Source organism: Roseibium sp. AWQ4_290 (assembly GCF_056160985.1).
Map to the genome: position 1 here is coordinate 294,914 of NZ_JBSWYG010000002.1, position 25,205 is coordinate 320,118.

Here is a 25,205-nt window from a genome sequence, read left to right on the forward strand (position 1 = left end):
CCGCCAAGGGGCACTACATGGAAGACGCAGAAAAAAAGACTCTTGCCAGCGCAGATATCATGAAAATCATGAAGCTTCTGCCGCACCGCTATCCTTTTCTTTTGATCGACAAGATCATCGAAATGGACGGCGATGACAGCTGTATTGGCATCAAGAACGTCACCATCAACGAGCCGCATTTCACCGGCCATTTTCCAGAACGGCCGGTGTTTCCCGGCGTTTTGCTGATTGAAGCTATGGCCCAGACCGCCGGAGCGCTGTGTGTTCACGCGCGCGGGGATGACGCGCCGCCGCAGCTTGTCTATTTCATGACTATCGACAAGGCCAAGTTCCGCAAACCTGTCGAGCCGGGCGATCAGGTTCATTTCCATGTGAAGAAGATCAAGCAGCGTTCAAACATCTGGAAATTCGATGCAGTTGCCATGGTGGACGGAACCAAGGTTGCGGAAGCGGAAGTCAGCGCCATGCTGATAGATGCGTGAGGACACATGACTGACATCCATGCAACGGCGATTGTGGAAGACGGGGCTGTCATCGGAGACGGGGTGCGGATTGGCCCTTATTCCATCGTTGGCTCCAATGTGGAACTGGCGGAAGGGGTCACGCTCGAGGCTCATGTTGCGGTGGCTGGTCACACGCGGGTGGGGGCGCGGACCCATATCTTTCCATTTGCCAGCATTGGCCACAAGCCGCAGGACCTGAAATTCGGCGGAGAGGAAACGCGTCTTGAAATCGGTGCGGACAACCAGATCCGCGAACATGTCACCATGAATCCGGGCACTGAAGGCGGGGGCGGCCTGACCCGCGTCGGGGACAACTGCCTGTTCATGATGGGCTCGCATGTGGGGCATGACTGCCAGGTGGGTAATCATGCCATTCTGGCCAACAATGCGACGCTTGCCGGCCATGTGGAGCTGGACGATTTTGTCATTCTGGGCGGCCTCAGCGCGGTGCGCCAATGGTCCCGGATTGGCACCGGCGCTATTGTCGGCGGCATGACCGGTGTGGAATTCGACGTTATTCCCTATGGGTCGGTGATCGGAGACAGAGCGCGTCTCGCCGGGCTTAATCTCGTCGGGCTGAAGCGAAAAGGTGTGCCCCGGGATCAAATTCATGCCCTGCGAGCGGCCTACCGGGCCTTGTTTGACAGCGAAGAGGGTACCTTGCGCAGCCGGGCGGAAGCTGTTGCCGGTGACAGCGCCGATCAGCCGCTGGTCAAGACAGTGACCGATTTCATTTTGGCCAAGGACGACCGCCGTTTCTGCACGCCGCGCAGCGAAGACTAAGCCATGAGGAAGCCGGAAGGCGGAGCCGGGGGGCGCCTGGCGTTGATCGCTGGCAATGGCAGCTTGCCCGGACAAATCGCCGATGCGCTTTTGGAGACGGGACGGGACTTTCGCATTGTTGCCATCAAGGGCGAAGCGGATGAGCTGACCCGCAAAAGGGCCAGTGCGGAGCTTGGTTGGGGCGAGATCGGGCGTCTCTACAGGTTCTTGAGCGCATCTGATTGCGACCAGGTTCTGTTGATCGGCGGCGTGTCGGCGCGTCCGGACTTTACGTCGATTTTCGGTGACTTTGGCACCTTGAAGCGGCTGCCGACCATTTTGCGGGCACTGGCAGGCGGGGATGACAGCCTGCTGACCAAGGTCATCCGTTTGTTCGAAGTCGAGGGGTACAAGGTTGTGGGGATCAGGGATGTTGCACCCCACTTGCTGGCGGCAAGCGGTGTCCTTGGCAAGGTGCAGCCGAAAAAGACCGACTGGCGCGATCTGGAACTGGCTCTGAAAGCCACGGAGAAGCTTGGGGAACTTGATATTGGGCAGGCCGCTGTCGCTGTGGGCGGGCGCGTGATCGCGCTGGAAGGGGCCGAAGGCACAGATGCGATGCTGGAGCGTTGCGCGGAGCTGAAACGCAGCGGCCGGGTCCGCTCCAAAGGCAAGGCCGGGGTGCTCGTCAAAACGGCCAAACCCAATCAGGATCTGCGGGTCGATCTGCCAACAGTCGGTCCGCGCACGATCGAGCTTGCGGTTGCTGCTGGCCTGGCCGGGATTGCCGTTGAAGCACAAGGAGCGCTGATCGCCGAAAAGGAAGAAACGCTTCAAAAGGCGAATGCTGCAGGGCTTTATCTGATCGGCATTGATCAGGACACGCTTGCGCTCGGTCCGGACCAATGACCGGACAGATGCCTTCGATTTGCCTGGTTGCCGGGGAGGAGTCCGGCGACCAGCTCGGCTCCGAACTCATGAAAGCTTTGAATGGCAGGCTCGGCGCTGGGGTGCGCTATTGCGGCGTTGGCGGCGAAAGGATGACCGGGCTTGGATTGACCAGTTTCTTTGACATGTCTGATGTGTCCGTCATGGGCATCAGCGCGGTGCTGAAGCGGCTGCCGCTGATTGTCCGGCGTGTCTACCAGACGGTCGATGCCGTTGTTGCTGCGGATCCGGATGTTTTGGTGATCATCGACAGCCCGGACTTCACCCACAATGTTGCCCGCCGGGTGCGCAAACGGGCTCCGCATGTCCCGATTGTCGGCTATGTTTCTCCGTCGGTCTGGGCTTGGCGGTCCGGGCGCGCGCGGAAAATGAGTGCCTATGTTGATGACTTGCTGGCTCTTCTGCCCTTTGAACCGGAGGTGCACCGGAGCCTGGGCGGACCGCGGACCCACTATGTTGGTCATCCCCTGAGTGAGAAGCTGGAGGATCTGCGGCCTTTTGGCGGCGAACGCACATCCCTTGGAGATGGCGCGCCGGTGCTGGTCGTTCTGCCAGGAAGCCGCAGCAGCGAGGTTGACCGGCTGCTTTCTGTTTTCGGCGAAACGGTGGCCCGCGTGAAGGCTGATATGCCCGAATTGACCGTGCTGCTGCCAGCCGTCAGTCACCTGGAAGAGCGGATCCGCAAGGAGGTCTCTGTCTGGCCATATGTGCCTGAGATCGTGACCGGGCTGGATGCCAAGCAACTGGCGTTCCGACGGGCTCACGCCGCCTTGGCAGCGTCTGGAACCGTCTCTCTGGAACTCGCCCTGTCCGGGGTTCCCATGGTGGTCGCTTACAAGGTGGACTGGTTCTTCCGACGCCTGAAAGAACTCAATCGCCTGTTCAGATTTTCCAGCGTGGAGTCCTTTGTTCTGCCGAATATCATCCTCGGCAAAAAGGCGATTCCCGAGTTTCTGGATGAGGAAGTCCGCCCAGACGTTCTGGCCAGGCATTTGAAAGCACTCTTGTCACCGGGCGAAGCTCGGGAGGAGCAGCTGGTAGACCTTGCCGAACTGGAGGGTCTGATGCGGCTTCCCGGCGGTCATAGCCAGAGCGAGGCGGCAGCGGAGGTTGTCCTCAACGCCCTTTCGGGCAAAACCGCCACACCGGCCTGAATGCTCCCGGTCTCCCTGGTTTCAGAACCACCATCCGGTTTGATAGGGAGCCGGGAATCTTGGAGCAAATCCGCATTCTATCGGATTTCTCTTTTGCTGCCCTGATGCCACGCTCATTCAGTTGAGGCTGGTACAGCTGTCTCAGGCCTGGGCCACATTGGTCAGGAAACGGGCAACCTCCTGATTGAGGTCTTCGGTCTTTTGAGACAGTTCCGTTGAGGAGGTCAGGACCAGATTGGCCGACTGGCTGGTCTGGGAGACAGCCTCGGAGAGGTTGGACATATTGGCCTTCACAGACCCGGTCCGCTCCGCTGCCCGTTGCACATTTACGGAAATCTCTTTTGTGGCCGTGCCTTGCTGTTCCACCGCCGAGGCGATGTTGGCAGTATATTTGTTCACCTCTTCCATCGTGTCCGTGATGTCCTGAATGGCGGAGACGGCATCATTGGTGGCCTGCTGGATTTCGGAAATCTGCGAGCTAATGTCCTCGGTCGCTTTGGAGGTCTGGGTGGCAAGTTCCTTGACCTCTGCAGCCACGACCGCAAATCCTTTGCCGGATTCGCCCGCCCGGGCCGCTTCGATGGTGGCGTTCAAGGCCAGCAGGTTGGTCTGTTCGGCAATTGCCTGGATGAGAGTGACCACTTCACCGATCTTGGTGGCGGCGCTGGACAGGCTCTTGACCTTGTCATTGGTCACATGAGTGCCTTTGGTCGCCCGGCCGACAACCTGGGTTGTCAGACTGACCTGACGGGCGATCTCTCCAATGGAAGTTGCCAGTTCTTCCGCCGCGCTTGCGACCGTCTGCACGTTCTGGGTGGCTTCATCGGTAATGCCGAATGTTGTGTCGGCCAGGCTGGAATTCTCCGTCGCAATCGTGCTCAGGTCCCGGGCCGTGCTGTCAAGAGTGGTGGCGGTCTCACCGACCGTGCCCAGAACCCTCGAAACGGTCCTGCGGAACTCCGTGACAAGCTGTTCGGTCTTCTGGGCCCGTTCTGAGCGCATATGCTGATCCTGTTCGGTTTCAGCCTGAAGGCGCAGCCGGTCGCGGGCATTGTCCAGGAAGACCTGCAAGGTGCGGTTCATGTCACCGATCTCATCGCCGCGGTCCGTTCCAGTGATCTCGATATCGGTGTTGCCTTGCGCCAGATGAGACATGGTCTGTGTCGTCCGGCGGAGCGGGCGGTTCACCGCGTAATTGAGAGCAAAGGCAAGTCCGGCCCCGGCACTGACCGCCGCCAGAAGCGCTACAATGATGATGCTGAGCGCGTTTTTGCTGCTGGTCTGGGCTGTTTCATTTTGTTCTTTGGAGATACCGGAAATCCGTGTGCTGACCGTTGCGGCCAGGGCTTTCATGTCTGAAATCTCTGACATGAGTTCGAATCTGTTTTGCGCCAAGCCCCGGAATGCGGTTCCGAACACTGACAGAGAGCTCTGTATGTCCGATACTTTCTTGGCAATGTCTGGAAAGCTGCTGGCGCTCTTTTCCAGCCGTGTTGTCAGGCCGGTCAGATCGGCCAGGCCTTTGGAGACAACTTGCTGCGCATGCCTGTCCGGTGAGATGATGAAGTGGAAGGCGGACGCCTTGACCGCGTTGGCATTGGTTTCAAGGCGCATAACCGTGTTTGCGACGTCATCAGCCACATAGAAGTGGCGGTTGATGTCATCTGCCTGTTTGTTGACAGTCTGGATCGCCACTGAGAGCTTTGTGCCGATTTTCTTGAGGCTTTTCACCAGATCGCTGAGTTGCAGTTTGGCAGCATCGGTCAGATCAAAGATCTCGATATAGTCTTTGGAGGCCATAAGCTTGGTCACTGTGCCGATGGCCGCCTCTGTATCGGTGCGCAGTTTTTCAAAATCGGCCTTATCAATTCCATCCACAGAGGTGGCGGTCATGCTGACTGCATCCGGCAGCAACGCCTTCAGGCCTGCCTCTATCTTGGCTAGCTCCGCCTTGTTGTTCTTGGCATCGGCAAATTGGTTCTGTAATTGAAGCACTTCTTCCAGGTAGTCTGATGTGGCTTCTCCGGCCTTGTTGGCGGACAGAATTGTCTTGCGGGCTTTCGCGTCCCGGTCACTAACCTTGTGCCGTGCGTCACTGGCTTTTGCCAGAATCGCGGTGGCCACCTTTTCCAGGTCTTTCAAGGAGCTTTCCAGCTCCTCCCGTTTTTCGGTCTGGGTCCGGGCAAGAGAAACGACTTTTTGAAAAGCGTCACGGAAATGCGCAACAGCCTTTGCTGCGTCCCTGACCTTGCTCGTGTCCGATCCGGAGGAGGACAGCTGACCCTCAAGCTGCACAAGCTCAAGGTCAAGCCGGTCGAGATCCTGCAGCGCTGCTTTGGCTGCGGCAGGCGTCCGGAGCGTGAGAAACTCTTCCCGCTTGCCAGCAAGGCTTTGAAGCTGGGCGATCACGGAGGTCGATTGTTTGGCGACCTGCATCCGGTCCGACAACGTCATCACACCATAGGCACCGACACCACCGACAATGCCGGTCAGAGCCACTATAGTTGCAAATCCTCCTCCGACCTTGATACCGAATTTGACGTCCGTTGCATATTTCCAAAAAGCCATATCGCCCTCGTGAAGTTTATATCACTTCTAATCGTCATAAATGCGGATACGAGGATAGGATTTAACTTGTTATTATTCCGTATACTTTGTGTTTTTGCTGTTAATTTGTGCAGAAAATAGTCGCTTCCGTTGAATGGAATCTAGATATTATATTGTTTTATTTAAATTGAAACAAATTTTTACTTTGCTCTTCGAGCGGGTTTTTGCGTATTCGTGATGTATTCGACTTGCTTTTGTTTTCAGCCTCATCCTGGTCGAAGTTTGGTGGCGTATTTTCGGAGGTGCTCTTCCGGTCTACGGCAGCTCTGATTGGAAAGTGTTTTCCATTCCCTTAAGGCAAAACGCCCTCCGGAAGCACCGAAGGGCGTTTGAATTTTGCGTCAGACTGTTCTCAAAACTTTTCGTTTGAAAGATTAGCGGCGCTGATCGATCGGCGTGTAGTCCCGCTTGGTCGCCCCGGTGTAAAGCTGGCGCGGACGGCCGATGCGCTGGGACGGATCTTCCACCATTTCCTTCCACTGGGCGATCCAGCCGACGGTGCGGGCCAGAGCGAACAGTACGGTGAACATCGTTGTCGGGAAGCCGAGCGCGCGCAATGTGATACCGGAATAGAAGTCGATATTCGGGTAGAGCTTTTTCTCGATGAAATACTCATCGTTGAGCGCGATTTTTTCCAGCTCGATGGCAACGTCCAGAAGAGGGTCGTCCTTGATACCAAGCTCGCCCAACACCTCATGGGTGGTTTTCTGCATGATGCGCGCGCGTGGGTCATAGTTTTTGTAGACCCGGTGGCCGAAGCCCATCAGACGGAACGGATCGTCCTTGTCCTTGGCGCGGGCGACAAATTCCGGGATGCGATCAACGGACCCGATCTCCGACAGCATGTTGAGTGCCGCCTCGTTGGCGCCGCCATGGGCCGGTCCCCACAGGCAGGCAATGCCGGCTGCGATACAGGCAAACGGGTTGGCACCGGAGGAGCCGGCAAGGCGCACGGTGGAGGTTGACGCGTTCTGCTCATGGTCCGCATGCAGGATGAAGATCCGGTCCATGGCGCGGGCCAGTACCGGATTGACCTTGTACTCCTCGCACGGCACCGCAAAACACATATGCAAGAAATTGGCGGCGTAGCCGAGATCATTGCGCGGATAAACGAAGGGCTGGCCGATATGATATTTATAGGCCATGGCTGCAATGGTTGGCATCTTGGCGATCATGCGCAGGGACGCCACCATGCGCTGATGCGGGTCGGTGATGTCTGTGGAGTCGTGGTAGAACGCGGACAGGGCGCCAACGGTTCCGACCATGATGGCCATCGGGTGCGCGTCCCGGCGGAACCCGGAGAAGAACCGGTTCATCTGCTCGTGGATCATGGTGTGATAGGTCACACGCTGAACGAAATCGTCCTTTTGGACCTTGGTCGGCAGTTCGCCGTAAAGCAGCAAGTAGCAGGATTCCAGAAAGTCGCCATGATCGGCAAGCTGTTCGATCGGGTATCCGCGGTAAAGAAGGGTGCCTTCGTCGCCGTCGATATAGGTGATCTTGGATTCGCAAGATGCGGTTGAGGTAAAGCCCGGGTCGTAGGTGAACATGCCAGTGTCCTTGTACAAGGACGAGATGTTCACGACCGACGGTCCGATGGATCCGTCAAAAACGTCGAAATCGTGGTCGGCGCCACCGACGTTGAGCTTGGCGTTGTTGTCGGCCATACAGAAACCCCTTCATTTATCCTGGTTTGCCCTCCAGAGTGTGTCCCGCAAACCGCGTTTGCCAGGATCCTGCCGGACGGCTCTTTAGAAAATTCGCGTCTTGCGTAGCCCATTTGCCGCAGTGCCGCAAGCAGGCCCGTGTAACGCTTTGGTCAAAGACCAGTTTTACGCGTGCCGCCAGGTGTGAAGGCGGCACCGCGTTGAAAAGGCTTTCGCTTCGGAAAGCCTTAGGCCGCCTGATCCTGGATCCGGTCGAGCGATTCCTGCCGGCCGAGGGCAATCAGAACGTCATAGATTCCCGGTGACGTGCCCCGGCCTGTCAGGGCTGCGCGCAGTGGCTGGGCAACTTTCCCGAGTTTAAGGTCTTTTTGCTCCGCATAAGCTTTTACGGTTGATTCCAGGGCTTCGGCCGTCCAGTCAGACACGTCCTTGAGCGCAGCGCCGAGCTCGCCCAAAAGGGTGCGGGCGTCATCGGTGAGAATTTTGTCAGCCTTTTCATCTGTCTCCAGCGGCCTCTGCCGCCATAGATAAGAAGCGCTTTCTGTCAATTCAACCAGCGTCTTGGCACGTTCTTTCAATCCGGGCAACGCAGCAAGGGCGGTGGCCCGGTTGGCCTCCAGCGCCATCCAGTCCAGTACGGCAGCGCCATCTTCAGCATGCTGGAGATAGACCCTCCAATGGTCCAGAAGCTCCGTATCCGGTGTTGCGCGCATATAATGCCCGTTCAGGTTTTCCAGCTTCTTGAAATCAAAGCGGGCGGCGGACTGGCCGACAGCGTCCATCCCGAACCAGCGGATCATGTCGTCCAGTGCCATGATTTCTTCATCCCCGTGGCTCCAGCCGAGGCGCGCAAGGTAGTTGCGCATCGCCTGCGGCAGATACCCCATGACGCGGTAGGCTTCGGCGCCTGTGGCCCCATGGCGCTTTGAAAGCTTGGCCCCGTCCGGGCCATGGATCAATGGAATATGGGCCATGGCGGGTACGGTCCAGCCCAGGGCCTGAAAGATCAGTGTTTGACGGGCCGCATTGGTCAGATGATCGACGCCGCGGATAATGTGAGTGATACCCATGTCATGGTCATCCACGACAACTGCCAACATGTAGGTGGGGGTTCCGTCCGAGCGCATGAGCACAAGATCGTCGAGATCCTTGTTCGGAATGACCACGCGGCCCTGCACCAGATCCTCAACGACCGTTTCGCCGTCCTGGGGAGCCTTGAGGCGGATCACCGGATCGATTCCGTCCGGCGCTTCTGAGGCTGGCCGGTCGCGCCAGGTGCCGTCATAGCGGGGCGGGCGGCCTTCAGCGCGGGCCTTTTCCCGCATCGCCTCGACCTCTTCGGGGGTCGAGTAGCATCGGTAGGCGGTGCCATTAGCCAGCATCTGCTCCACCGCTTCCTTGTGGCGACCGGCACGCGAATACTGGGAAATCGCGTCGCCGTCCCAGTCAAGGCCAAGCCAGGTGAGGCCATCGACCAAAGCGTCCACGGCCTCCTGGGTCGAGCGGGCCCGATCGGTGTCCTCGATCCGGAGCAGCATCTTGCCGCCATGATGTTTGGCGAACAGCCAGTTGAACAGGGCCGTGCGGGCGCCCCCAATGTGAAGGAACCCGGTCGGGGACGGTGCGAAGCGCGTGACGATCTCTTGTGCCATGGTGCTTTTTTTGAAAATCTCATCAATAAGGTGAGCGCGCGGGGCGCACTGCGTGTGTGGCGCGGTCTTATCACAGGCTTTGGCGCGGCTAAATAGGCTTGTCGGTTTTTCGAAGCCAGGCTGAAGGGGAGCGGAGCAGTGGCGGACGAGAACGCACCGCACGAAGACCTCAAAAGTCTTTCCGGGACGCCGAAAGCTCATACGTCTGTAGCTGCAGGTGCGCGCCAGAAAGAGACGGCCACTGGCAAGGCAGCTGATCCCGGTGCCGATCTGTGGATTTGGCTCGCGCGTTTTACGGCGAAACGGCCGGCCCAGTCCGGTTCTTATTGGCAGGAGCGTGGGCTGCTCTGGACCGCTTTTGCCTTCGCGGCCGGCATAGCGGTCTATATGGGACTGCCTCAAGAACCCTTCTGGCCCGCGCTTGCGGGTGTCCTCGCCCTGGCGTGTCTTGCGGCATTCAAAATGCAACGCACACGGGGGCTTGGGCCTATTATGGTGCTGCTTGTGTCTTTTCTGGCCGGTGCGACCAGCGGAGCCGTGCGGACAGCCTTTGTCGCAGCGCCGCGCCTTGGAGAACCCATGATTGCGACGCTCACAGGGACCGTTGTCTCCCGTGAAACGCGGGCCTCTGGAGTGCGGGTTGTGCTTGAGGTGACGTCTGTCAACGGCAAATCGTCCGGGGCGGTCGTCTTTCCGAAAAAGGTAAGGGTCCGGATACCGGCAGCGAGCCCGGCGCGAACCGGAACTTTGGTCCGTCTCAAAGCCCGTCTGTTTCCTCCGGCTGGGCCGGTTGTGCCGGGAGGATATGACTTTTCCCTCCGGGCCTATTTTTCGCAGATCGGGGCTACCGGGTTCAGTTTTGGCGTGCCGGAGGTTCTGGAGGCGCAATCCCTGCCTGCGGGGCTGCGTCTAACCGCCGTTGTCGGGGAGATGCGCAGCTGGTTTGCAAACAGGATCACAAAAATCCTGGGGGGCAGGCCGGAGGCGGGTCTTGTTGTGGCGCTGCTTGTGGGCGACAGGAGCGGTATTTCGGATCCGCAGGAAGAGAACCTTCGCGCGGCGGGGCTTGCCCATATTCTTGCAATTTCGGGATTGCATATGGCGCTCTTTGCTGGTGGCACCTATGGCGCGGTGCTTTTTCTTCTGGCCCTTTTCCCGCCAGTTGCCCTGCGCTGGCCAATTCACAAGATCGCCGCAGTGCTGGCGCTGGCGGCAGCGGTCTTTTATCTGGTTCTGTCCGGGGCATCGATTGCTACCCAGCGGTCGTTTTTGATGATCGGTCTCGTCTTTCTGGGCGTTCTGACCGGCCGCCGGGGGCTAACCTTGCGCAGTGTCGCGCTGGCTGCGCTTTTCCTGCTGGGTCTGGCGCCTGAGAGGCTGCTTTTTCCAGGTTTTCAAATGTCCTTTGCCGCGGTGATCTGCCTCGTGGCGGTTTACGAGCTCTGGCGGAACCGACCGGATCCGCTGATTCGCCAGACCCACAATGGGGGCAGGCCTTTGCTGCAGCTTGCCCGGTCTACCCTGCGCTGGTCGTTGGGGCTGGCTGTCACAGCGCTGGTGGCCGGACTGGCAACCGGGATCATTGCCGCCCATCATTTTGGGCGCATAGCCCCCCTGGGGCTTCTGGGAAACGTGCTCGGCATGCCGATCTTCACCTTGCTGGTCATGCCCATGGGGGTTCTGTCGCTTGTTCTGATGCCGTTTGGCTTGGCCTCTGTGCCCCTCAGCCTTATGGCCTTTGGTGTCAGGTTGCTTCTTGATGTGGCGGGCTTCGTGTCTGATCTTAGTGGAGCTGCAGGCGCCATTGGCCGGATTGGTCTGCCGGAGATGCTGGCTTTTTCAGCTGCCCTGTTCGGCGTGCTGCTGCTGCCGGGCCGGTGGCGCAGCCTGGCCTTTGGGCCCCTGATCCTTGGCCTGGTGCTTGTGCAGGTCAGCCGGCCGCCGGACATCCAGATTGCCGCTTCCGGAAACAAGCTCGCAGCCCGGGACCGGATTGGGGATTTGCGCTGGTTTGCCCGCCGGGACAGTTTTGCTGGTGATATCTGGTTTCAGACGGAGGGAGTTCCAGAGGGCGAAATTAAATCGCGCAGGATGAAAGCGCCTCAAATCGCCTGTGATCCCGGCGGCTGCGTGATACGCGCTTATCAAGTGGCCGGGGCGCACGTGCCTGACGGCTTCGAGCACAGGCCTCTCAAACTGGCTCTCACAAAGAGGCCTGAGGCATTTGAAATGGATTGCCGATGGGCTGATTTGATCGTGAGCGATCTGATTGCGCCCAAATCCTGTTCTGCTCCCCTTGTGATTGACAAATCCCTGCGCCATGCGCGCGGTGCTGTTTCGATCTGGCTGGCGCGCGCCGCTTCCCCGGCCATGGAAGAGGCTGTGCCGGAAGGGCAGGGAACCCGGAAACGGGAAAGAGAGGATCAGGCATCTGCCCCCAATGCGCTGAAAACACGGGTGCTGGCTGTCACGGACATCCAGTTTGCGCTTCAAAAGGAGCCCCGTCCGTGGAACCGGGCGGGGGAGGTGACGCGTACCAGCCTGCGCCAGGGAGGTGGCTAAACGGTCAATATTGGCGGAAGAGGGCGACAAGCCGTCCTTGAACACGCACCCGGCCGGGGCCGAAAATGCGGGTTTCGTAAGCGGGATTGGCAGCTTCCAGGGCAATTGAGGCGCCTTTCTTGCGCAGCCGCTTCAAGGTGGCCTCTTCATCATCCACCAGCGCTACCACGATATCGCCGCTATCGGCGCTTTCCGTACGGCGGATCAGCACGGTGTCGCCGTCCAGAATACCGGCCTCGATCATGGAATCGCCGCGCACTTCCAGAGCATAATGTTCGCCCTTGCCGAGAAGTTCCGGCGGCACTGTGATGGAATGGCTGTGGGTCTGGATCGCTTCGATCGGCACCCCGGCGGCAATGCGCCCCATGACCGGAATCTCCGTTCCCGCCACTTCAGGCTCCGGTGCAGGGCGAGCCGGTTCCGCCTTGCCAAGAGACCCTTCGATGACTTCGGGGGAAAAGCTGCCACGCTGGCGGGGGGCGCCGAGGCCCGGTGCAATGGAATCCGGCAGCCGGACCACTTCCATGGCGCGGGCCCGGTTCGGCAGGCGGCGGATGAAGCCGCGTTCTTCCAGAGCCGTGATCAGCCGGTGAATACCGGACTTCGACCTGAGGTCGAGAGCGTCCTTCATTTCATCAAAGGACGGCGGAACACCGGTTTCTTTCAGTCTTTCATGAATGAACATGAGCAGTTCATACTGCTTGCGCGTCAGCATATCGGCATTCCTTGACCATGAGAAGGTTCTGGTACAAATCAAGAACACATTACCTGTTCTCATTGTGTTCCGCAAGCGTAAATGTTCTCTTACTGTTCTGCCGGGCCACTTGTGGATCTGTCAGAGTAAAACGGCACTGGCAGTTGCACTTTTGGCCGTATTGATTGCTGGCTGGGCGGCATGACAAAACTCAACCGTACGATGAATGGTGCTCCGGACTGAAAATCGGGAACTTTTGCATTCATCGGGCAATTGGCCCCGTTTTGCTCCGCTGGCTCAATTCTTCACTACAGAATAGTCTGCGTCGGCGGCGCAGAGATTTGGTCATGGGGTGCTGTTGTGTTGTCTGATTGCAATAGATGTTGTGTAGCCGCATACACCTGCACGAAGCTGCCCAGACTTCCTAAAACTTGGTTGTCCGAACAACGGACAAACTTATTCGAAAATTTTTAAAGATGACACTGACAACGACCCGGATACAGTCTTGAAAACCGTATGCTACGCATGCCACGGAACGAATAATCCAGAAGGACTGTCTTGCTTTGGAAATGCCCCGCAAGGTTTCCATGCTTCAACGTCTTTTCCCTATTTCTACGTTTTATAGAAGTCCGGATTGAAAACCAGCTGCTCCTGAAAATTAGAACCGCGAAATCCCGCGTTTTCCCGGACAAGACTTTCTGGTGCCGATGAAATTCGGCCCGTGCCATTTAAGTCCGGTGCGTACACTTGTGCGCTTTGGAAACCGGCGTTTCAAGTCGGGGTCATCCGTTCTCCCTGACGATCAGCAGCTCGCACGTTACCAGCGTCGGCGCGCCGCCGGGGACAAGTATACCCTCAAAGAGAGCACCGGTCAGGTCCGCGCAGCGGACCGGGACAGCGGGCGGTGTTCCTTTTTCCGCTCCAGCTCCCGGGCGCAACAGGATTTCGGAAATCAGGCCTGTCATGGGCGCGCTGTCGGTGAACCGGGCTCCGGCAAGGCTGCCGAGGCCGTAAACGCAATAGGGGCCAGGGCCAAGTGTGGCTGCCAGGCTTTCGATGCTGGTGGACAGGTCCTCAAACGGGGCGAGGGTCGTGATCAGTGCATTATGCGTTGGCCGCGGGGAGGCGCTGTCCTCTGTCCTGGTCCGGAACAGCGTGAATTCGGTTTCCGGGTCCAGCTCCGCCTCGAACCGCGCGCCCCTGAGGCCCCAGCCGGAGACTGTGATGTCCTGCGTGGCCGTCAGCGTGTGGGGCAGCAGGTGGCCGAGGCGTTGCTTGTTCCCGTCCTGCCAGAAGCCGTGAATATGGGCGAACCAGCTCCCGTCCTTCCAACCCAGGATGGCGACAGCCTCCTCAAGGACAGCAGCGGCGGAGTGGTGGGTGTCGCTGTACCAGGCGGCGTGCCGGTCGTCGATGGCCCGGTCGGGCATGACGTAGTCGAAGGCCGAGAGGGGGAGGCCGGACAGATCCAGAACGGCGGAGGAAAAGCCGGACGCAGCAGCCCACGCGCCAAGATTGGTCAGGAGCGGTGTGCCGGCGGGCACGGGAACCGCTATCGGAATGGCGTCGCAGAGCGCAAAGGGGCGCCTGTCGGCCGCGGCAGGGCCCGGATGGCGGATATCGGCAAGGGCTGACGGTGCTGGCCGTCTCATATCAGGCCCCGGCTGGTCAGGACGTCCCGAACCAGTTTCTTCGTGACTTTGCCATAGGCGCTGGTCGGCATCGCATCCACAAAGAGATAGCGCGCGGGCATCTTGTATCGGGAGATCTTGCCGGTCAGAAACTCTGTCAGCTCCGCATCTTGAACCTGCTGCCCGGTCTGCGCCACACAGACGGCAAGGCCGGTCTCTCCCCAATGCGGATCGGGAATTCCGAGAATGGCCACTTCCGAGATCGCCGGATGGGTGAGAAGAATTTCCTCGATCTCCTTCGGATAGACATTCGAGCCGCCGGAAATATACATGTCCGAGGCCCGCCCGGTCAGGTAGAGGTAGCGCTGCTCGTCCATATGGCCGAGGTCGCCGGTGCGGAACCAGCCATTGCGGAAGGATTTTGCATTGGCGGCCTCATCGTCCAGATAGCCGGAACAGACGGCGGCGCCTATCACGCAGACCTCTCCGGTTTCGCCTGGGCCAAGATGGTTTCCCGCCTCGTCCTGAATGCTGATTTCGATGCCGGTGCGTTCGGTGCCGCAGGTGCCGATGCGGCTAGACGGACCATCTTCGGCGAAATGGTCCTGAGGGCGCAGAACAGTGATGTTGCCGGTCACTTCGCCTAGGCCGTAATATTGCACAAGCACCGGCCCCAGCCTGGCAAGTGCCTTTTTCTGGTCTTCCCGGTACATGGGGGCGCCCGCATAGATGACATGGCGCAGGCTGGAATGGTCGAAGTCATCGGCAGCCGGGTCTTCCACCAGCCGTTTGACAATGGTCGGAACCGTGAAGAGATTGCTGATCCGGTGTTTCCCGATGAGCTCGAAAGCCGCCGCCGGGGTGAACCCGCCGCGCGGCATCAGGACATGGGAAGAGGCTGCCGGGAGCTGGGCGATCAGCTGCAGGCCCGCTCCGTGGGAGAGCGGTGCGATAACAAGGGATGCGTCCTGCTCGGTTGTGCCGGGCAGAAGATCTGCGAGATAATTGACCGTGACAAATCCGATCTGGCCGTGTGTCAGCACGACAGCTTTTGGACGGCCGGTTGACCCAGATGTGAAAAACAGCCAGCACGGATCATCATGCTCAACGGCTGTATTTCCGGCTGTTTGTCCCAAATAGCGGTCGATCAGGGATTCATAGGACGGGGCGGGGGCGCCTGGTCCTATGGAAAGAGAGCCCTTGAGCTGAGGCCTTTCAGCGGAGACAGCGTTGGCTTGTGCTTCAAAGCGGGCATCGAAGATGAAGACATCCGCTTCTGCCTTCTGGCTGGCATAGGCGGTTTCCCCCGGGGCCTGACGGAAATTGCAGGGGACCCAGACCGCTCCAAGCCGGAACGCGGCCAGCATGACTTCCACCATCTGGTTGGAGTTCTCCGCCTGAACCAGAAGGCGGTCCCCCTTGGCAAGGCCGTACTCGGTCTCCAGGGCGCAGCAAAGGGCTGAAACGCGCCGGTCAAGGTCTGCCCAGTTCCAGGTCTTCCCCTCCCAGACAAGGGCCGGACGGTCTGGGAATCTGGCAGCGTTTCGGGTCAGAAAATGCGCAAGATTGGGCACGCGCGCAGAACAGCGTTGCATCATGTGTGAATTGCCTCCCGTTCGGAGGGGCTGACGAGACAACTTCACATTGGCCCCTGCGGATGTTTTCTCTTGCGCGCAGATTAGAGCAAGGCTCCGGCAATCGAAACAGAAGAGGTCTTTTAAAACAGAAGAATGTGATCCTGTTGGAAAACCGGCCTTTGAAAGGTTCGCGCTGGCCCTTTTGGGAGGTCATGCGTCAGACCGGGGCCGCGCATGCACAGGAGCGCACAGGCTTTGCCATTTCATGAGCCGGTAATTTGTGTATGTTGGCCGGGCTTTCAAATTTCCTTCTTTTCAGGTTTCCAAGATGAGTGAAAGAACGCGCGCCGACTGGGATGATGCTTATGCGAACGGCTCCTATATCCCCGGTGCTGAACAGTATCCTCTGCGCTGGGCGGAGAAGGCGGAGGCTTTCCGGAAGGGCTGGGAGGGCAAGCGACTAAATGTTGCCTATGGGGACGGGCAGCGCCACCGGTTTGACCTGTTTTTTCCAAAGAGTGGTACAGCGCAGGGGCTGGTTGTTTTTGTCCATGGCGGCTACTGGCTGAAATTTGACAAGAGCTTCTGGTCGCATTTGGCCGCCGGCCCTCTGTCGCAGGACTGGGCCGTGTGTCTTCCCAGTTATGATCTTTCTCCTGCCGTTTCACTGTCAGAGATCCGGGAGCAGGTCGGCGCTGCGATCCTTAAAGCCGCCGGACAGGTGAAGGGGCCGGTTCGTCTTGCCGGTCATTCCGCGGGCGGGCACCTGGTGACCCGAATGCTATGTGAGGATACCCCATTGACCCAGCCGGTTCTGGAGCGGATTGCGGCGGTTGTGTCCATCAGCGGCCTGCACGATCTGAGACCCTTGAGACATACAAGCATGAATGACTCCTTTGGCCTGAGCGAAAAAGACGCTGTTCTGGAAAGCGCCGCGCTGCAGACCCGGCTCGGCACTTGCCCAGTCACAGCCTGGGTGGGTGCAGATGAGCGGCCGGAGTTTTTGCGCCAGTCAAAGCTGTTGGCCGAAGCCTGGCCAGGCACGCGCTACAGGGAAGAAACGGGCAAGCACCATTTTGACGTGATTGATGGTTTGCTGGATGCCAAAAGCGCTGTGACAAAAACGCTTCTGTTTTGATGGAGGTTGCGTTTATCTTAAGAAAATGGAAGGAAAAATTGCATTGTCGATGATTTAATTTACAATTGATTTTTATGGAAAATTTAGAAACCCTAAGCAAAATCCGAAACTAAGGTTGGCCGCCGGTAGAACGGTGCCGATATCATGACTTTAGAAACACCGGAATTGCTGTTTGAAACCTTGAGCAAAGGTTTCCCGGGGGCGGCATGTGACGCCGGTGCAGGTGAGAACAATGAGGAGACTGATCTCCTCGGAATTTGGGGTGGGTGCCTTGAGCGTGAGCGGCAGTGCGTCGTTGCCATATACTCCCAAAGAGATGGGCCGGGTCAGCCTGTCGCGTACGTTCATTCTTTATACGCTTGGCCTGTTTGCGGTGCTTGGCGTTGTTTTCATTGGGATTTTGACGAAAATCACCTGGGATGCCTCCCACGCCAGGGCCATTCGCGTGACCGAAGCTTTCTTTCAGGCGACTGAACGCCCGTTTGAACGGGCGATCTGGACGGTCAATGCAGATGCCACTTTGCAGCTTATCCGTGGCCTGGAAAGTCTTGAAGTGGTTGAGAGAGTCTGGGTGGAAACTCCGGATACCGGGAACTTCGGTGAGGAGGTCGAAGGCCCGCGCCGCAAGGAGGCTCTGAGCTACACGCTGAATTCCCCCAGCACGATCCTGCACAAGGATGCCATCGGGCAGGTTTTCATTCTGATCGACCGCAACACGATATCGAATGAGATCGTCTCAACTGTTGGCTATACGGTTGCAGCGATCATCGTTTATCTGATGCTCTTGGCCGTTGTTATCCGGGCCGTGTTCCGCCGTTTGATCGGTCAGCCGCTATCGGCCATTGTCGAATATCTGTCGACGCCGCGCCTGATCGAGGCGCCGCCCAGTGCGCGGCTGATGCCAGACCGGGCCGACGAGATTGGTATTCTGGCCGAAAGCCTGCAATCCATGGTTTACCGGCGGCATCTCGATCTGAAAAAGATCCAGGAATACCAGACCAATCTGGAAGAACTGGTGACCCACCGGACCGAGCAATTGAAGCTGGTGCAGGAAGAGCTGATCCAAGCGGACAATCTTGCGGCGCTGGGCGCACTCGTGGCGGGGGTCTCCCATGAGCTCAACACGCCTTTGGGCAATGCGTTGATGGCGGCAACGACCATCAAGGATTCAACTGACAGCCTGACGCGGGAGCTTGACCAGCAGAGCCTGAGCAAGGACAGGCTGGAACGGGAGGTCCAGCGTATTTCCGATACGGCAGGGATTATTGAAAAGACACTTGGGCGCGCTCGTGAGCTTGTGGGCAATTTCCGGCAGGTTGCCGTTGACCGTCAGAGCGAAAAAATGCGCCAGTTTAACTTCGACCATATCATCCGGGAGACGCTTGCGACATTACAGCCGACTCTGAAGAAAACCTCATTTAACGTAGAATTGGATTTGGCGGCAGACAGAATCATCGAGAGTTATCCCGGGGCGGTCAGTCAGTTGGTGTCAAATCTGGTCGAAAACGCCATGAAACATGCTTATGAAGGCCGGAACGAAGGCACCATCAGGATCAGTTCGAAAATTGTCAGAGGTGCTCCGGGCAATGACGACGGGGAAGAGGGGGACAAGATCGTTTTTGTCTGCAAGGACTTTGGTGTTGGTATTCCGGAGAAGAATTTGAAAAAGGTGTTTGAACCCTTCTTCACTACGAAATTCGGCAAAGGCGGGTCGGGCCTCGGCATGGCGATCTGTTATCAGCTTGTCACGGAAGCATTGAGCGGCACGATTGCCGTTTCTTCCAGAGTAGGTGCAGGGACGGAATTCACAATTGAGTTGCCTGTCAAAGCTCCTTCGGGGAGATCGACCGCAAGGAGTATTCACTGATGGTCATGGACTTTCTTGTCCCCTCTGAGCCTGAGGTGACCAAAACGACAAAGGCGCCATGGAAAATCCTTGTCGTGGATGACGATCCGGACGTTCATGACGTGACTAAGATTGCCGTCGCCGGCTATGAATTCGAGGAACGTCCCTTTGAGCTGCTGCACGCGCTGTCCGCACAGGAAGCGCGGGATATGCTCAAGACCCATGACGATATTGCGGTTGCTCTGATTGACGTGGTCATGGAAAGCGATACGGCGGGTCTCGGGCTTGTCCGTTGGATCCGCTCTGAACTTGGCAACAAGTTTACCCGTCTGATCCTGCGCACCGGTCAGCCCGGCTATGCACCGCAGACTGATGTGATCATGAAGTTCGACATAGACGGCTATGCTGAAAAGGCGGAGCTGTCCCGGACCAAGCTGATTACCACAATCATCACCTCCCTGCGCGGTTACACGCTGGTGATGTCGCTGGAGGCGAACCGGCAGAAACTGAAGCAGCTTAACGCGCATCTGTCTTCGATCGTCGAAAAGAATGGCTTGAGCGAATTTGCCGATACGGCGCTCAAGCACTTTGAAGAGCTTGTCGGAAAACCGCTTGATGCGATGATCTGCGGTTTGGAAGCATTGCCCGATGTGGGCAGCGCGGATCTGTCAACCGTCCGGGTTCTGGCGGCCAGCGGCGAGTTTGAAGACAAGGTCGACCTGCCGCTCGGGGTGGTCGGGGAAGACCATGTGCGCACGACGATTGTGGATTGCATCGAAAGCCACCAATCCTGCCCGTCGCTTTACGGGATCGCCATGCCGTTATTGACGCGAAATGGTATGGCCGGGGCGTTTTACGTCGCTCTCACCGAAGCAGAGTTGGATGATCTGGTTGGCTCTGAAGTCGTCCAGCTCTTCATCTCCAATGCTGCGCTTGGGTACGAGAAGACCGGCCTTCTGGAACATATTCGCAATCTGGCCTACGTGGATCGGGTCACAGGCTTGTCGACGTTTTCCGGCTTTCTGGAGACCTATCAGCGCAATGCAGACAAGCATGGCACGCTGCTTGTTGTACACACGGATATCCAGCGGTTCCGGATCATTGCCGACGGAATTGGCGATGAAAAGGCCGGGGCGGTTCTCAAACGCACCGGGCACAGGTTGTCCCAGACCTTCCCCGAAGCCTTGACGATTGCACGCAAGGAAATCGATGAATTCCTGATCCTGCTGAAAGGCGGCGAAGAGAACCGGATTCAGGATGTGGTTGCGCGGGTCGAGGAGGCCTTCCAGGAGCCGATCAGCCTTGGTGACAACCAGATCACTTTGCGGCTGCGGCTCGGCTTTACGGTCGCCGATGCCAGGAACCTGGATGCCGAGGAAGCGGTCCGCTATGCCTCGATTGCATTGAATGATGTGCGCCAGAAGCGTTTGACCAATCACGCCGTATTCCATCCGCTTATGCAAGAGGCGGCTCTGGAACGCTTGCGGCTGGCCTCGCTCCTGACCGGCTCGGGCAACCGTACGGAGTTTTCGCTGAACTATCAGCCGATCATGCAGGCGCGTGACGAGAGCATTGCCTCCTTTGAGGCACTGATGCGCTTCCGCACGCCATCAGGCAGCTTCCTGAACACAGCACGCATGATTGAGGCAGCGGAAGCCAGCGGATTGATCACGGAAATCGGCGCCTGGATGTTCAAGCATGCCTTTTCCCAGTTCAGCCAGGTGGGAGGGCTGTCTGATGACGTGCGGCTGAATGTCAATCTATCTCCTATGCAGGTGCAGGAAAACCGCATCTACAAGGACATTGAAAACGCGGCCACGGCTGCAAACCTGTCCCTGGACCGGCTTGTGTTCGAGGTGACCGAAGGCCTGTTCCTGAGCAATGACCAGGTGACGATCTCCCTGTTGAGCTGGCTTCGTAACAAGGGCGCCAAGGTTGTCATCGATGATTTTGGGACCGGTTATTCGTCTTTCAGCTATCTGCGCAAGCTGCCCGTGGACGGCATCAAGATCGACCGCAGTTTCACGATGAACATGGAAACAGACACGGATGCGCTGGCAGTGGTGAAGTCTATTATGGCGGTAGCCCAGGCGCTTGGTCTCAGCGTGACGGCGGAAGGGGTGGAAACATCTGAACAGAAGAAGATCATGCAGTCACTGCAATGTGATTTTCTGCAGGGGTATTTTTATGCCAAGCCGCTCGCGACGGCGGAACTTGGTAATTTTATTCACGCAATTGCCGAAACAAACGAGGCGGATAGCTGATCAGGTCCGGTTCGACTTTCGCTTGCGCCGTTTTCCTTCGGTTTTTCTTGGTCCTTGCAGGCCGGGGATTGCCTGATCAGGTTTTCTTACATTCTCAGGACATAAGCGATTGAAATTTGTGCCGAAGCAGGCTCAGATAACGAAAATTGCGCGTCTCGAGGTGCGATCCTGGGTCTGGGGCGCTCGCGATATCTTTTAAAAAACGACGAAAAATCATGTGAGGGAGAGCAAGATGGAGATGAATGGCTCCCACCGGATTCCAGCCAGGAGAGAGGTTGTCTGGGACGCTCTCAACGATCCGGAGGTGCTTGCTGCCTGTATTCCGGGCTGTGACAGTCTGGAAAAGACCTCCGATACGGAGATGACGGCGCAGGTCACGACAAAAATCGGACCGGTCAAGGCGAAGTTCAAAGGTGCCGTTACCCTGGAAAACATCACGCCGCCGGAAAGTTACACCATATCGGGAGAAGGCAAGGGCGGGGTTGCCGGGTTTGCCAAGGGCTCTGCCAATGTGCAGCTCACCGAAGACGGGGATGAGACCGTCCTGACCTATGACGCAAAGGCACAGGTCGGTGGTAAACTGGCGCAGCTTGGCAGCCGCTTGATCGATTCTACCGCCAAGAAAATGGCGGAAGATTTCTTCGGAAAGTTTACCGATCTGGTGTCGCAGGGCCAGCAGCCCGCCGGGGAGGACGCCCCCGTACAAACATCTTCAGCGGCAACCGCCTCGAGCACTGCCCCGGTTGGCGAGGGGCTTGACCCTGGGCTTGCCGAGGAAGCCAAGCGGATCGCCATTGAAGACGCCCCTGCCGAAGTGATTCATGCGCTTGAAGACGCCGAGCACGCGGTGGAAGAGACCTTGCACAAGGCAGAGGAAAACCTTGAAGTGGCTGCCGGCCGTAACGCTTTTGGCGGGCCCATGGTCTGGGGCTTGGCTTTGCTGGGTGTGCTGATCCTGGCTCTTGCACTGGCAAGTTGACCAGTTCGGCACCAATTTGATTTGATAGGAGTGACACTGCGGAATAAGCGCTGTCGAAAACACGGGGAACGCCGGGAGACACGCTGACTCTACGACATATATGAGGGAGAGAAATTTATGTCGAAAATATCGATGGTTTTGAACGGAAAGTCGGTTTCGGCTGACGTTGAGGACCGGACGCTTCTGGTCTCCTTCATCCGCGATGCGCGCGGATTGACAGGGACCCATGTGGGCTGTGACACCTCGCAATGCGGCGCCTGTGTTGTTCATGTGGACGGCAAGGCTGTGAAATCCTGCACCATGCTGGCCGGCCAGGCGGAAGGTTGTGATGTCGTTACCCTTGAAGGGGTCGGCTCGGCGGACAATCTGCATCCTGTTCAGGCCGCGTTCCGCGAATATCATGGCCTTCAATGCGGCTTTTGCACGCCGGGCATGATTATGTCTGCCATCGACATGATCAACCGGCATGGGCCTGGAAATCTCGATGAAGCCACCATCCGCGATGAGCTGGAAGGCAATATCTGCCGCTGCACCGGCTACCACAACATCGTGAAAGCGATCAAAGCTGCCTCCGACCAGATGGCCGGCGTGGCTCAGGCCGCCGAATAGGCGGGTGTTGGGTGGCTGGAGCAGGGCTTGATGAGTTTTGAAGTTCTGATCCCGGCCAGGGTGAACGCGCAATCGCGGCGCAAGGGAAAAGGCCGCGGTTTTTCAAGAAATTGAGCCGGTCCGTTTGGCCGGGCTGCAACGGGACGGAGGAGCGTCCGGCAGCCGAGCGCATGGACAGGGTTTTGGGAGAGAGACTATGGCAGTTGAGGGCATTGGCGCACGGGCGCTGCGCAAGGAGGACAAGCGCTTTATCACCGGCAAGGGGCAATATACGGACGACATGGTGCTTCCGGGCATGGGCTATGCCGCCTTCGTTCGCTCGCCCCACGCCCATGCGAAGGTAAAGGGCATTGACCCAAGCGCAGCGCTAGCCATGCCCGGCGTGGACGCGGTCCTGACTGGGGATCAGCTGGTCGGCGACGGGATCGGCAATCTGATCTGTGGCTGGATGATCCATTCCAAGGACGGCACGCCGATGAAGATGGGCGGCTGGCGCGCGCTGGAACCGGAAATCGTGCGCCATGTTGGCCAAGCGGTTGCCGTTGTGGTTGCGGACACCCAGGCGCAGGCCCGGGATGCGGCGGATCAGGTGACTGTCGAGTATGAAGAGCTGCCGTCCGTGGTCGATGCGCTGGCTGCATTGGAGCCCGGAGCGCCGCAGTTGCATCCGGAAGCCGAAGGCAACCTGATCTATGATTGGGAGATTGGTGACGAAGCAGCGGCCAATGCGGCGTTTGACAGTGCCGCCCATATCACGCGCATGGAAATCCGCAACAACCGTCTGGTCCCCAACCCGATGGAACCCCGCGCAGCGCTGGCAAGCTACAATGATGCAGAAGAGCACCACACACTCTACACTACGTCCCAGAACCCCCATGTGGCGCGCCTTGTGCTGTCCGCCTTTTATAATGTCGCCCCCGAGCACAAGCTGAGAGTGATCGCCCCGGATGTGGGCGGCGGCTTCGGCTCGAAAATCTATATCTATCCGGAAGAAATGGTCTGCCTCTGGGCCTCCAAACGCGTGGGCCGTCCGGTCAAGTGGGTGTCTGACCGCACCGAGGCGTTCCTGACCGATGCCCATGGCCGGGACCATGTGTCGGAAGCGGAACTGGCGCTGGATGCAGACAACCGCATCACCGGCCTGCGGGTGAAAACCATTGCCAATCTGGGCGCCTATATGTCGCTCTTTTCCTCGTCCGTTCCGACCTATCTTTATGCAACCCTGCTGTCGGGTCAGTACAACATTCCGGCGATCCACGCGAATGTCAAAACGGTCTACACCAATACAACGCCGGTGGATGCCTATCGCGGCGCGGGGCGGCCCGAAGCGACCTATCTGCTGGAACGCATCATGGAAACGGCGGCGCGCGAGGTCGGGCTGTCTCCGGCAGAGTTCAGGCGCAAGAATTTCATCCGCCAGTTCCCGCATCAGACGCCAGTGATCATGTGCTATGATGCCGGGGATTATGATGCGACGCTCGATGCAGCACTGGCGGCGGCCGATTATGCTGGGTTCGCAGCCCGAAAGGCGGAAGCAGCATCCCGCGGCAAGCTGCGCGGCCTCGGTCTGTCCTGCTATATCGAGGCCTGCGGGATTGCGCCATCGGCAGCGGTTGGCTCTCTCGGAGCCGGGGTCGGCCTTTGGGAATCGGCAGAAGTCCGGGTCAATCCCGTTGGCACCGTGGAAGTGCTCACGGGGTCCCACAGCCATGGCCAGGGCCATGAGACCACCTTTGCCCAGTTGATCAGCGAGCGTTTCGGCTTGGACAGCGATGCCGTCTCCATTGTTCACGGCGACACGGACAAGGTTCAGTTCGGCATGGGCACTTACGGGTCGCGGTCCGGAGCCGTGGGCATGTCCGCCATCGTCAAGGCACTCGACAAGGTTGAGGCCAAGGCCAAGAAGATTGCCGCGCATCTGATGGAGGCCTCGGAAGGGGACATCCAGATTGAAGGCGGTGAGCTGAAGGTGGCCGGAACGGACAAGAAGCTGAGTTTCACCGAAGTCGCTTTGGCAGCCTACACTGCCCATAATTTGCCGGAAGGCATGGAGCCGGGCCTGAAGGAGGGGGCGTTCTATGATCCCACCAACTTCACCTTCCCCTCAGGGGCCTATGTTTGCGAAGTGGAGGTGGACCCGGAGACCGGCAAGACGGAGATCATCAACTTCGTGGCGGCCGATGATTTCGGCAAGGTCATCAATCCGATGATTGTGGAAGGCCAGGTGCATGGCGGGCTGGTACAGGGTATCGGTCAGGCGCTTCTGGAAAACGCTGCCTATGATGAGACCGGACAGCTTTTGACGGCATCTTACATGGACTACACCATGCCCCGAGCGGATGATGTGCCGTCGTTCAATCTGTCGACCCATGAGACCCTGTGCCCGGGGAACCCGCTTGGCATGAAGGGCTGTGGGGAGGCGGGGGCGATCGGGTCGCCTCCGGCCGTGATCAACGCGATCACCGATGCTATCGGCACCAATGACCTGACCATGCCGGCAACCCCCGAAAAGGTCTGGCACCTTTGCCAGGCCGGACTTCGGCAAGCTGCAGAATGATCGAAAGCCGGGCAGGGGTGTCCTGCCCGGTTCCGCCTGTTTGAAACGCACACTT

At 58.3% G+C, this 25,205-nt stretch carries 17 protein-coding genes; 11 read left to right on the forward strand and 6 right to left on the reverse strand.

Annotated elements, in window-relative coordinates:
• The first annotated feature begins 17 nt into the window (after positions 1-17).
• Genes fabZ through lpxB form a run of 4 tightly spaced genes read left to right on the forward strand, consistent with a single transcriptional unit; the run spans position 18 to position 3,367 of the window.
• Positions 18-482: a 3-hydroxyacyl-ACP dehydratase FabZ gene (fabZ, locus tag ACXAH0_RS03575; protein ID WP_475182267.1), complete on the forward strand. Its 465-nt coding sequence runs from the start codon at positions 18-20 to the stop codon at positions 480-482.
• A gap of 6 nt (positions 483-488) precedes the next feature.
• Positions 489-1,286, forward strand: a complete 798-nt coding sequence (gene lpxA, locus ACXAH0_RS03580; protein ID WP_475182270.1) for an acyl-ACP--UDP-N-acetylglucosamine O-acyltransferase — start codon at positions 489-491, stop codon at positions 1,284-1,286.
• Between the two features lie 3 nt (positions 1,287-1,289).
• Positions 1,290-2,174 carry an LpxI family protein gene (locus ACXAH0_RS03585; protein WP_475189145.1) on the forward strand — a complete coding sequence of 295 codons (885 nt, stop codon included), beginning with the start codon at positions 1,290-1,292 and terminating at the stop codon, positions 2,172-2,174.
• 8 nt (positions 2,175-2,182) lie between these two features.
• Complete coding sequence (lpxB, locus tag ACXAH0_RS03590) at positions 2,183-3,367, forward strand: lipid-A-disaccharide synthase (RefSeq protein ID WP_475189146.1); 1,185 nt, start codon at positions 2,183-2,185, stop codon at positions 3,365-3,367.
• 141 nt (positions 3,368-3,508) lie between these two features.
• On the opposite strand, the gene ACXAH0_RS03595 is transcribed toward lpxB, so the two are convergent.
• The 3 genes from ACXAH0_RS03595 to gltX form a co-directional block, all read right to left on the reverse strand.
• The gene (locus ACXAH0_RS03595) at positions 3,509-5,935 is read right to left on the reverse strand and encodes a methyl-accepting chemotaxis protein (protein ID WP_475189148.1); all 2,427 of its coding nucleotides are present in this window, start codon (positions 5,933-5,935) and stop codon (positions 3,509-3,511) included.
• 413 nt (positions 5,936-6,348) lie between these two features.
• Positions 6,349-7,641 (reverse strand): citrate synthase, encoded by a 1,293-nt coding sequence (gene gltA, locus ACXAH0_RS03600; RefSeq protein WP_475182283.1) that lies wholly within the window; start codon positions 7,639-7,641, stop codon positions 6,349-6,351.
• A gap of 227 nt (positions 7,642-7,868) precedes the next feature.
• Positions 7,869-9,293, reverse strand: coding sequence for a glutamate--tRNA ligase (gltX, locus tag ACXAH0_RS03605; RefSeq protein WP_475189150.1), 1,425 nt, complete (start codon positions 9,291-9,293; stop codon positions 7,869-7,871).
• Positions 9,294-9,431: 138 nt separating this feature from the next.
• Between gltX and ACXAH0_RS03610 the strand changes: the two genes are divergently transcribed.
• On the forward strand, positions 9,432-11,855 hold the full coding sequence (locus ACXAH0_RS03610) for a ComEC/Rec2 family competence protein (protein ID WP_475189152.1): 2,424 nt from the start codon (positions 9,432-9,434) through the stop codon (positions 11,853-11,855).
• 4 nt (positions 11,856-11,859) lie between these two features.
• Here ACXAH0_RS03610 and lexA read toward each other — a convergent pair whose 3' ends face one another.
• The 3 genes from lexA to ACXAH0_RS03625 all read right to left on the reverse strand — a co-directional run bounded on the left by lexA (position 11,860) and on the right by ACXAH0_RS03625 (position 15,778).
• Complete coding sequence (gene lexA, locus ACXAH0_RS03615; RefSeq protein ID WP_475189154.1) at positions 11,860-12,570, reverse strand: transcriptional repressor LexA; 711 nt, start codon at positions 12,568-12,570, stop codon at positions 11,860-11,862.
• A gap of 761 nt (positions 12,571-13,331) precedes the next feature.
• A complete protein-coding gene (locus ACXAH0_RS03620) occupies positions 13,332-14,201 on the reverse strand; it encodes a hypothetical protein (RefSeq protein WP_475189156.1) in 870 nt (289 codons plus the stop codon).
• Positions 14,198-15,778 (reverse strand): acyl-CoA synthetase, encoded by a 1,581-nt coding sequence (locus ACXAH0_RS03625; protein ID WP_475182301.1) that lies wholly within the window; start codon positions 15,776-15,778, stop codon positions 14,198-14,200. The genes ACXAH0_RS03620 and ACXAH0_RS03625 overlap by 4 nt, the downstream gene beginning before the upstream one ends.
• 307 nt (positions 15,779-16,085) lie before the next feature.
• Between ACXAH0_RS03625 and ACXAH0_RS03630 the strand changes: the two genes are divergently transcribed.
• The 6 genes from ACXAH0_RS03630 to ACXAH0_RS03655 all read left to right on the forward strand — a co-directional run bounded on the left by ACXAH0_RS03630 (position 16,086) and on the right by ACXAH0_RS03655 (position 25,150).
• Complete coding sequence (locus ACXAH0_RS03630; RefSeq protein ID WP_475182306.1) at positions 16,086-16,895, forward strand: alpha/beta hydrolase; 810 nt, start codon at positions 16,086-16,088, stop codon at positions 16,893-16,895.
• 232 nt (positions 16,896-17,127) lie between these two features.
• Positions 17,128-18,762, forward strand: a complete 1,635-nt coding sequence (locus ACXAH0_RS03635) for a sensor histidine kinase (RefSeq protein WP_475189158.1) — start codon at positions 17,128-17,130, stop codon at positions 18,760-18,762.
• Positions 18,763-18,797: 35 nt separating this feature from the next.
• Complete coding sequence (locus tag ACXAH0_RS03640; protein WP_475189160.1) at positions 18,798-21,005, forward strand: bifunctional diguanylate cyclase/phosphodiesterase; 2,208 nt, start codon at positions 18,798-18,800, stop codon at positions 21,003-21,005.
• 232 nt (positions 21,006-21,237) lie between these two features.
• Positions 21,238-21,984 (forward strand): SRPBCC family protein, encoded by a 747-nt coding sequence (locus ACXAH0_RS03645; RefSeq protein ID WP_475189162.1) that lies wholly within the window; start codon positions 21,238-21,240, stop codon positions 21,982-21,984.
• Between the two features lie 117 nt (positions 21,985-22,101).
• Positions 22,102-22,593, forward strand: coding sequence for a (2Fe-2S)-binding protein (locus ACXAH0_RS03650; protein ID WP_475189164.1), 492 nt, complete (start codon positions 22,102-22,104; stop codon positions 22,591-22,593).
• 196 nt (positions 22,594-22,789) lie between these two features.
• Positions 22,790-25,150, forward strand: a complete 2,361-nt coding sequence (locus ACXAH0_RS03655) for a xanthine dehydrogenase family protein molybdopterin-binding subunit (protein ID WP_475189166.1) — start codon at positions 22,790-22,792, stop codon at positions 25,148-25,150.
• Positions 25,151-25,205 lie beyond the last annotated feature (55 nt).

Excerpts from the sequence above, each read along its gene's own strand:
- gltX (WP_475189150.1), bottom strand. The coding sequence starts at position 9,293 with ATGGCACAAGAGATCGTCACGCGCTTCGCACCGTCCCCGACCGGGTTC.
- ACXAH0_RS03630 (WP_475182306.1), top strand. The coding sequence starts at position 16,086 with ATGAGTGAAAGAACGCGCGCCGACTGGGATGATGCTTATGCGAACGGC.
- ACXAH0_RS03635 (WP_475189158.1), top strand. The coding sequence starts at position 17,128 with ATGAGGAGACTGATCTCCTCGGAATTTGGGGTGGGTGCCTTGAGCGTG.
- gltA (WP_475182283.1), bottom strand. The coding sequence starts at position 7,641 with ATGGCCGACAACAACGCCAAGCTCAACGTCGGTGGCGCCGACCACGAT.
- fabZ (WP_475182267.1), top strand. The coding sequence starts at position 18 with ATGGAAGACGCAGAAAAAAAGACTCTTGCCAGCGCAGATATCATGAAA.
- ACXAH0_RS03625 (WP_475182301.1), bottom strand. The coding sequence starts at position 15,778 with ATGATGCAACGCTGTTCTGCGCGCGTGCCCAATCTTGCGCATTTTCTG.
- ACXAH0_RS03645 (WP_475189162.1), top strand. The coding sequence starts at position 21,238 with ATGGAGATGAATGGCTCCCACCGGATTCCAGCCAGGAGAGAGGTTGTC.
- ACXAH0_RS03595 (WP_475189148.1), bottom strand. The coding sequence starts at position 5,935 with ATGGCTTTTTGGAAATATGCAACGGACGTCAAATTCGGTATCAAGGTC.
- lpxB (WP_475189146.1), top strand. The coding sequence starts at position 2,183 with ATGCCTTCGATTTGCCTGGTTGCCGGGGAGGAGTCCGGCGACCAGCTC.
- ACXAH0_RS03650 (WP_475189164.1), top strand. The coding sequence starts at position 22,102 with ATGTCGAAAATATCGATGGTTTTGAACGGAAAGTCGGTTTCGGCTGAC.
- lpxA (WP_475182270.1), top strand. The coding sequence starts at position 489 with ATGACTGACATCCATGCAACGGCGATTGTGGAAGACGGGGCTGTCATC.
- ACXAH0_RS03585 (WP_475189145.1), top strand. The coding sequence starts at position 1,290 with ATGAGGAAGCCGGAAGGCGGAGCCGGGGGGCGCCTGGCGTTGATCGCT.
- ACXAH0_RS03620 (WP_475189156.1), bottom strand. The coding sequence starts at position 14,201 with ATGAGACGGCCAGCACCGTCAGCCCTTGCCGATATCCGCCATCCGGGC.
- ACXAH0_RS03655 (WP_475189166.1), top strand. The coding sequence starts at position 22,790 with ATGGCAGTTGAGGGCATTGGCGCACGGGCGCTGCGCAAGGAGGACAAG.
- lexA (WP_475189154.1), bottom strand. The coding sequence starts at position 12,570 with ATGCTGACGCGCAAGCAGTATGAACTGCTCATGTTCATTCATGAAAGA.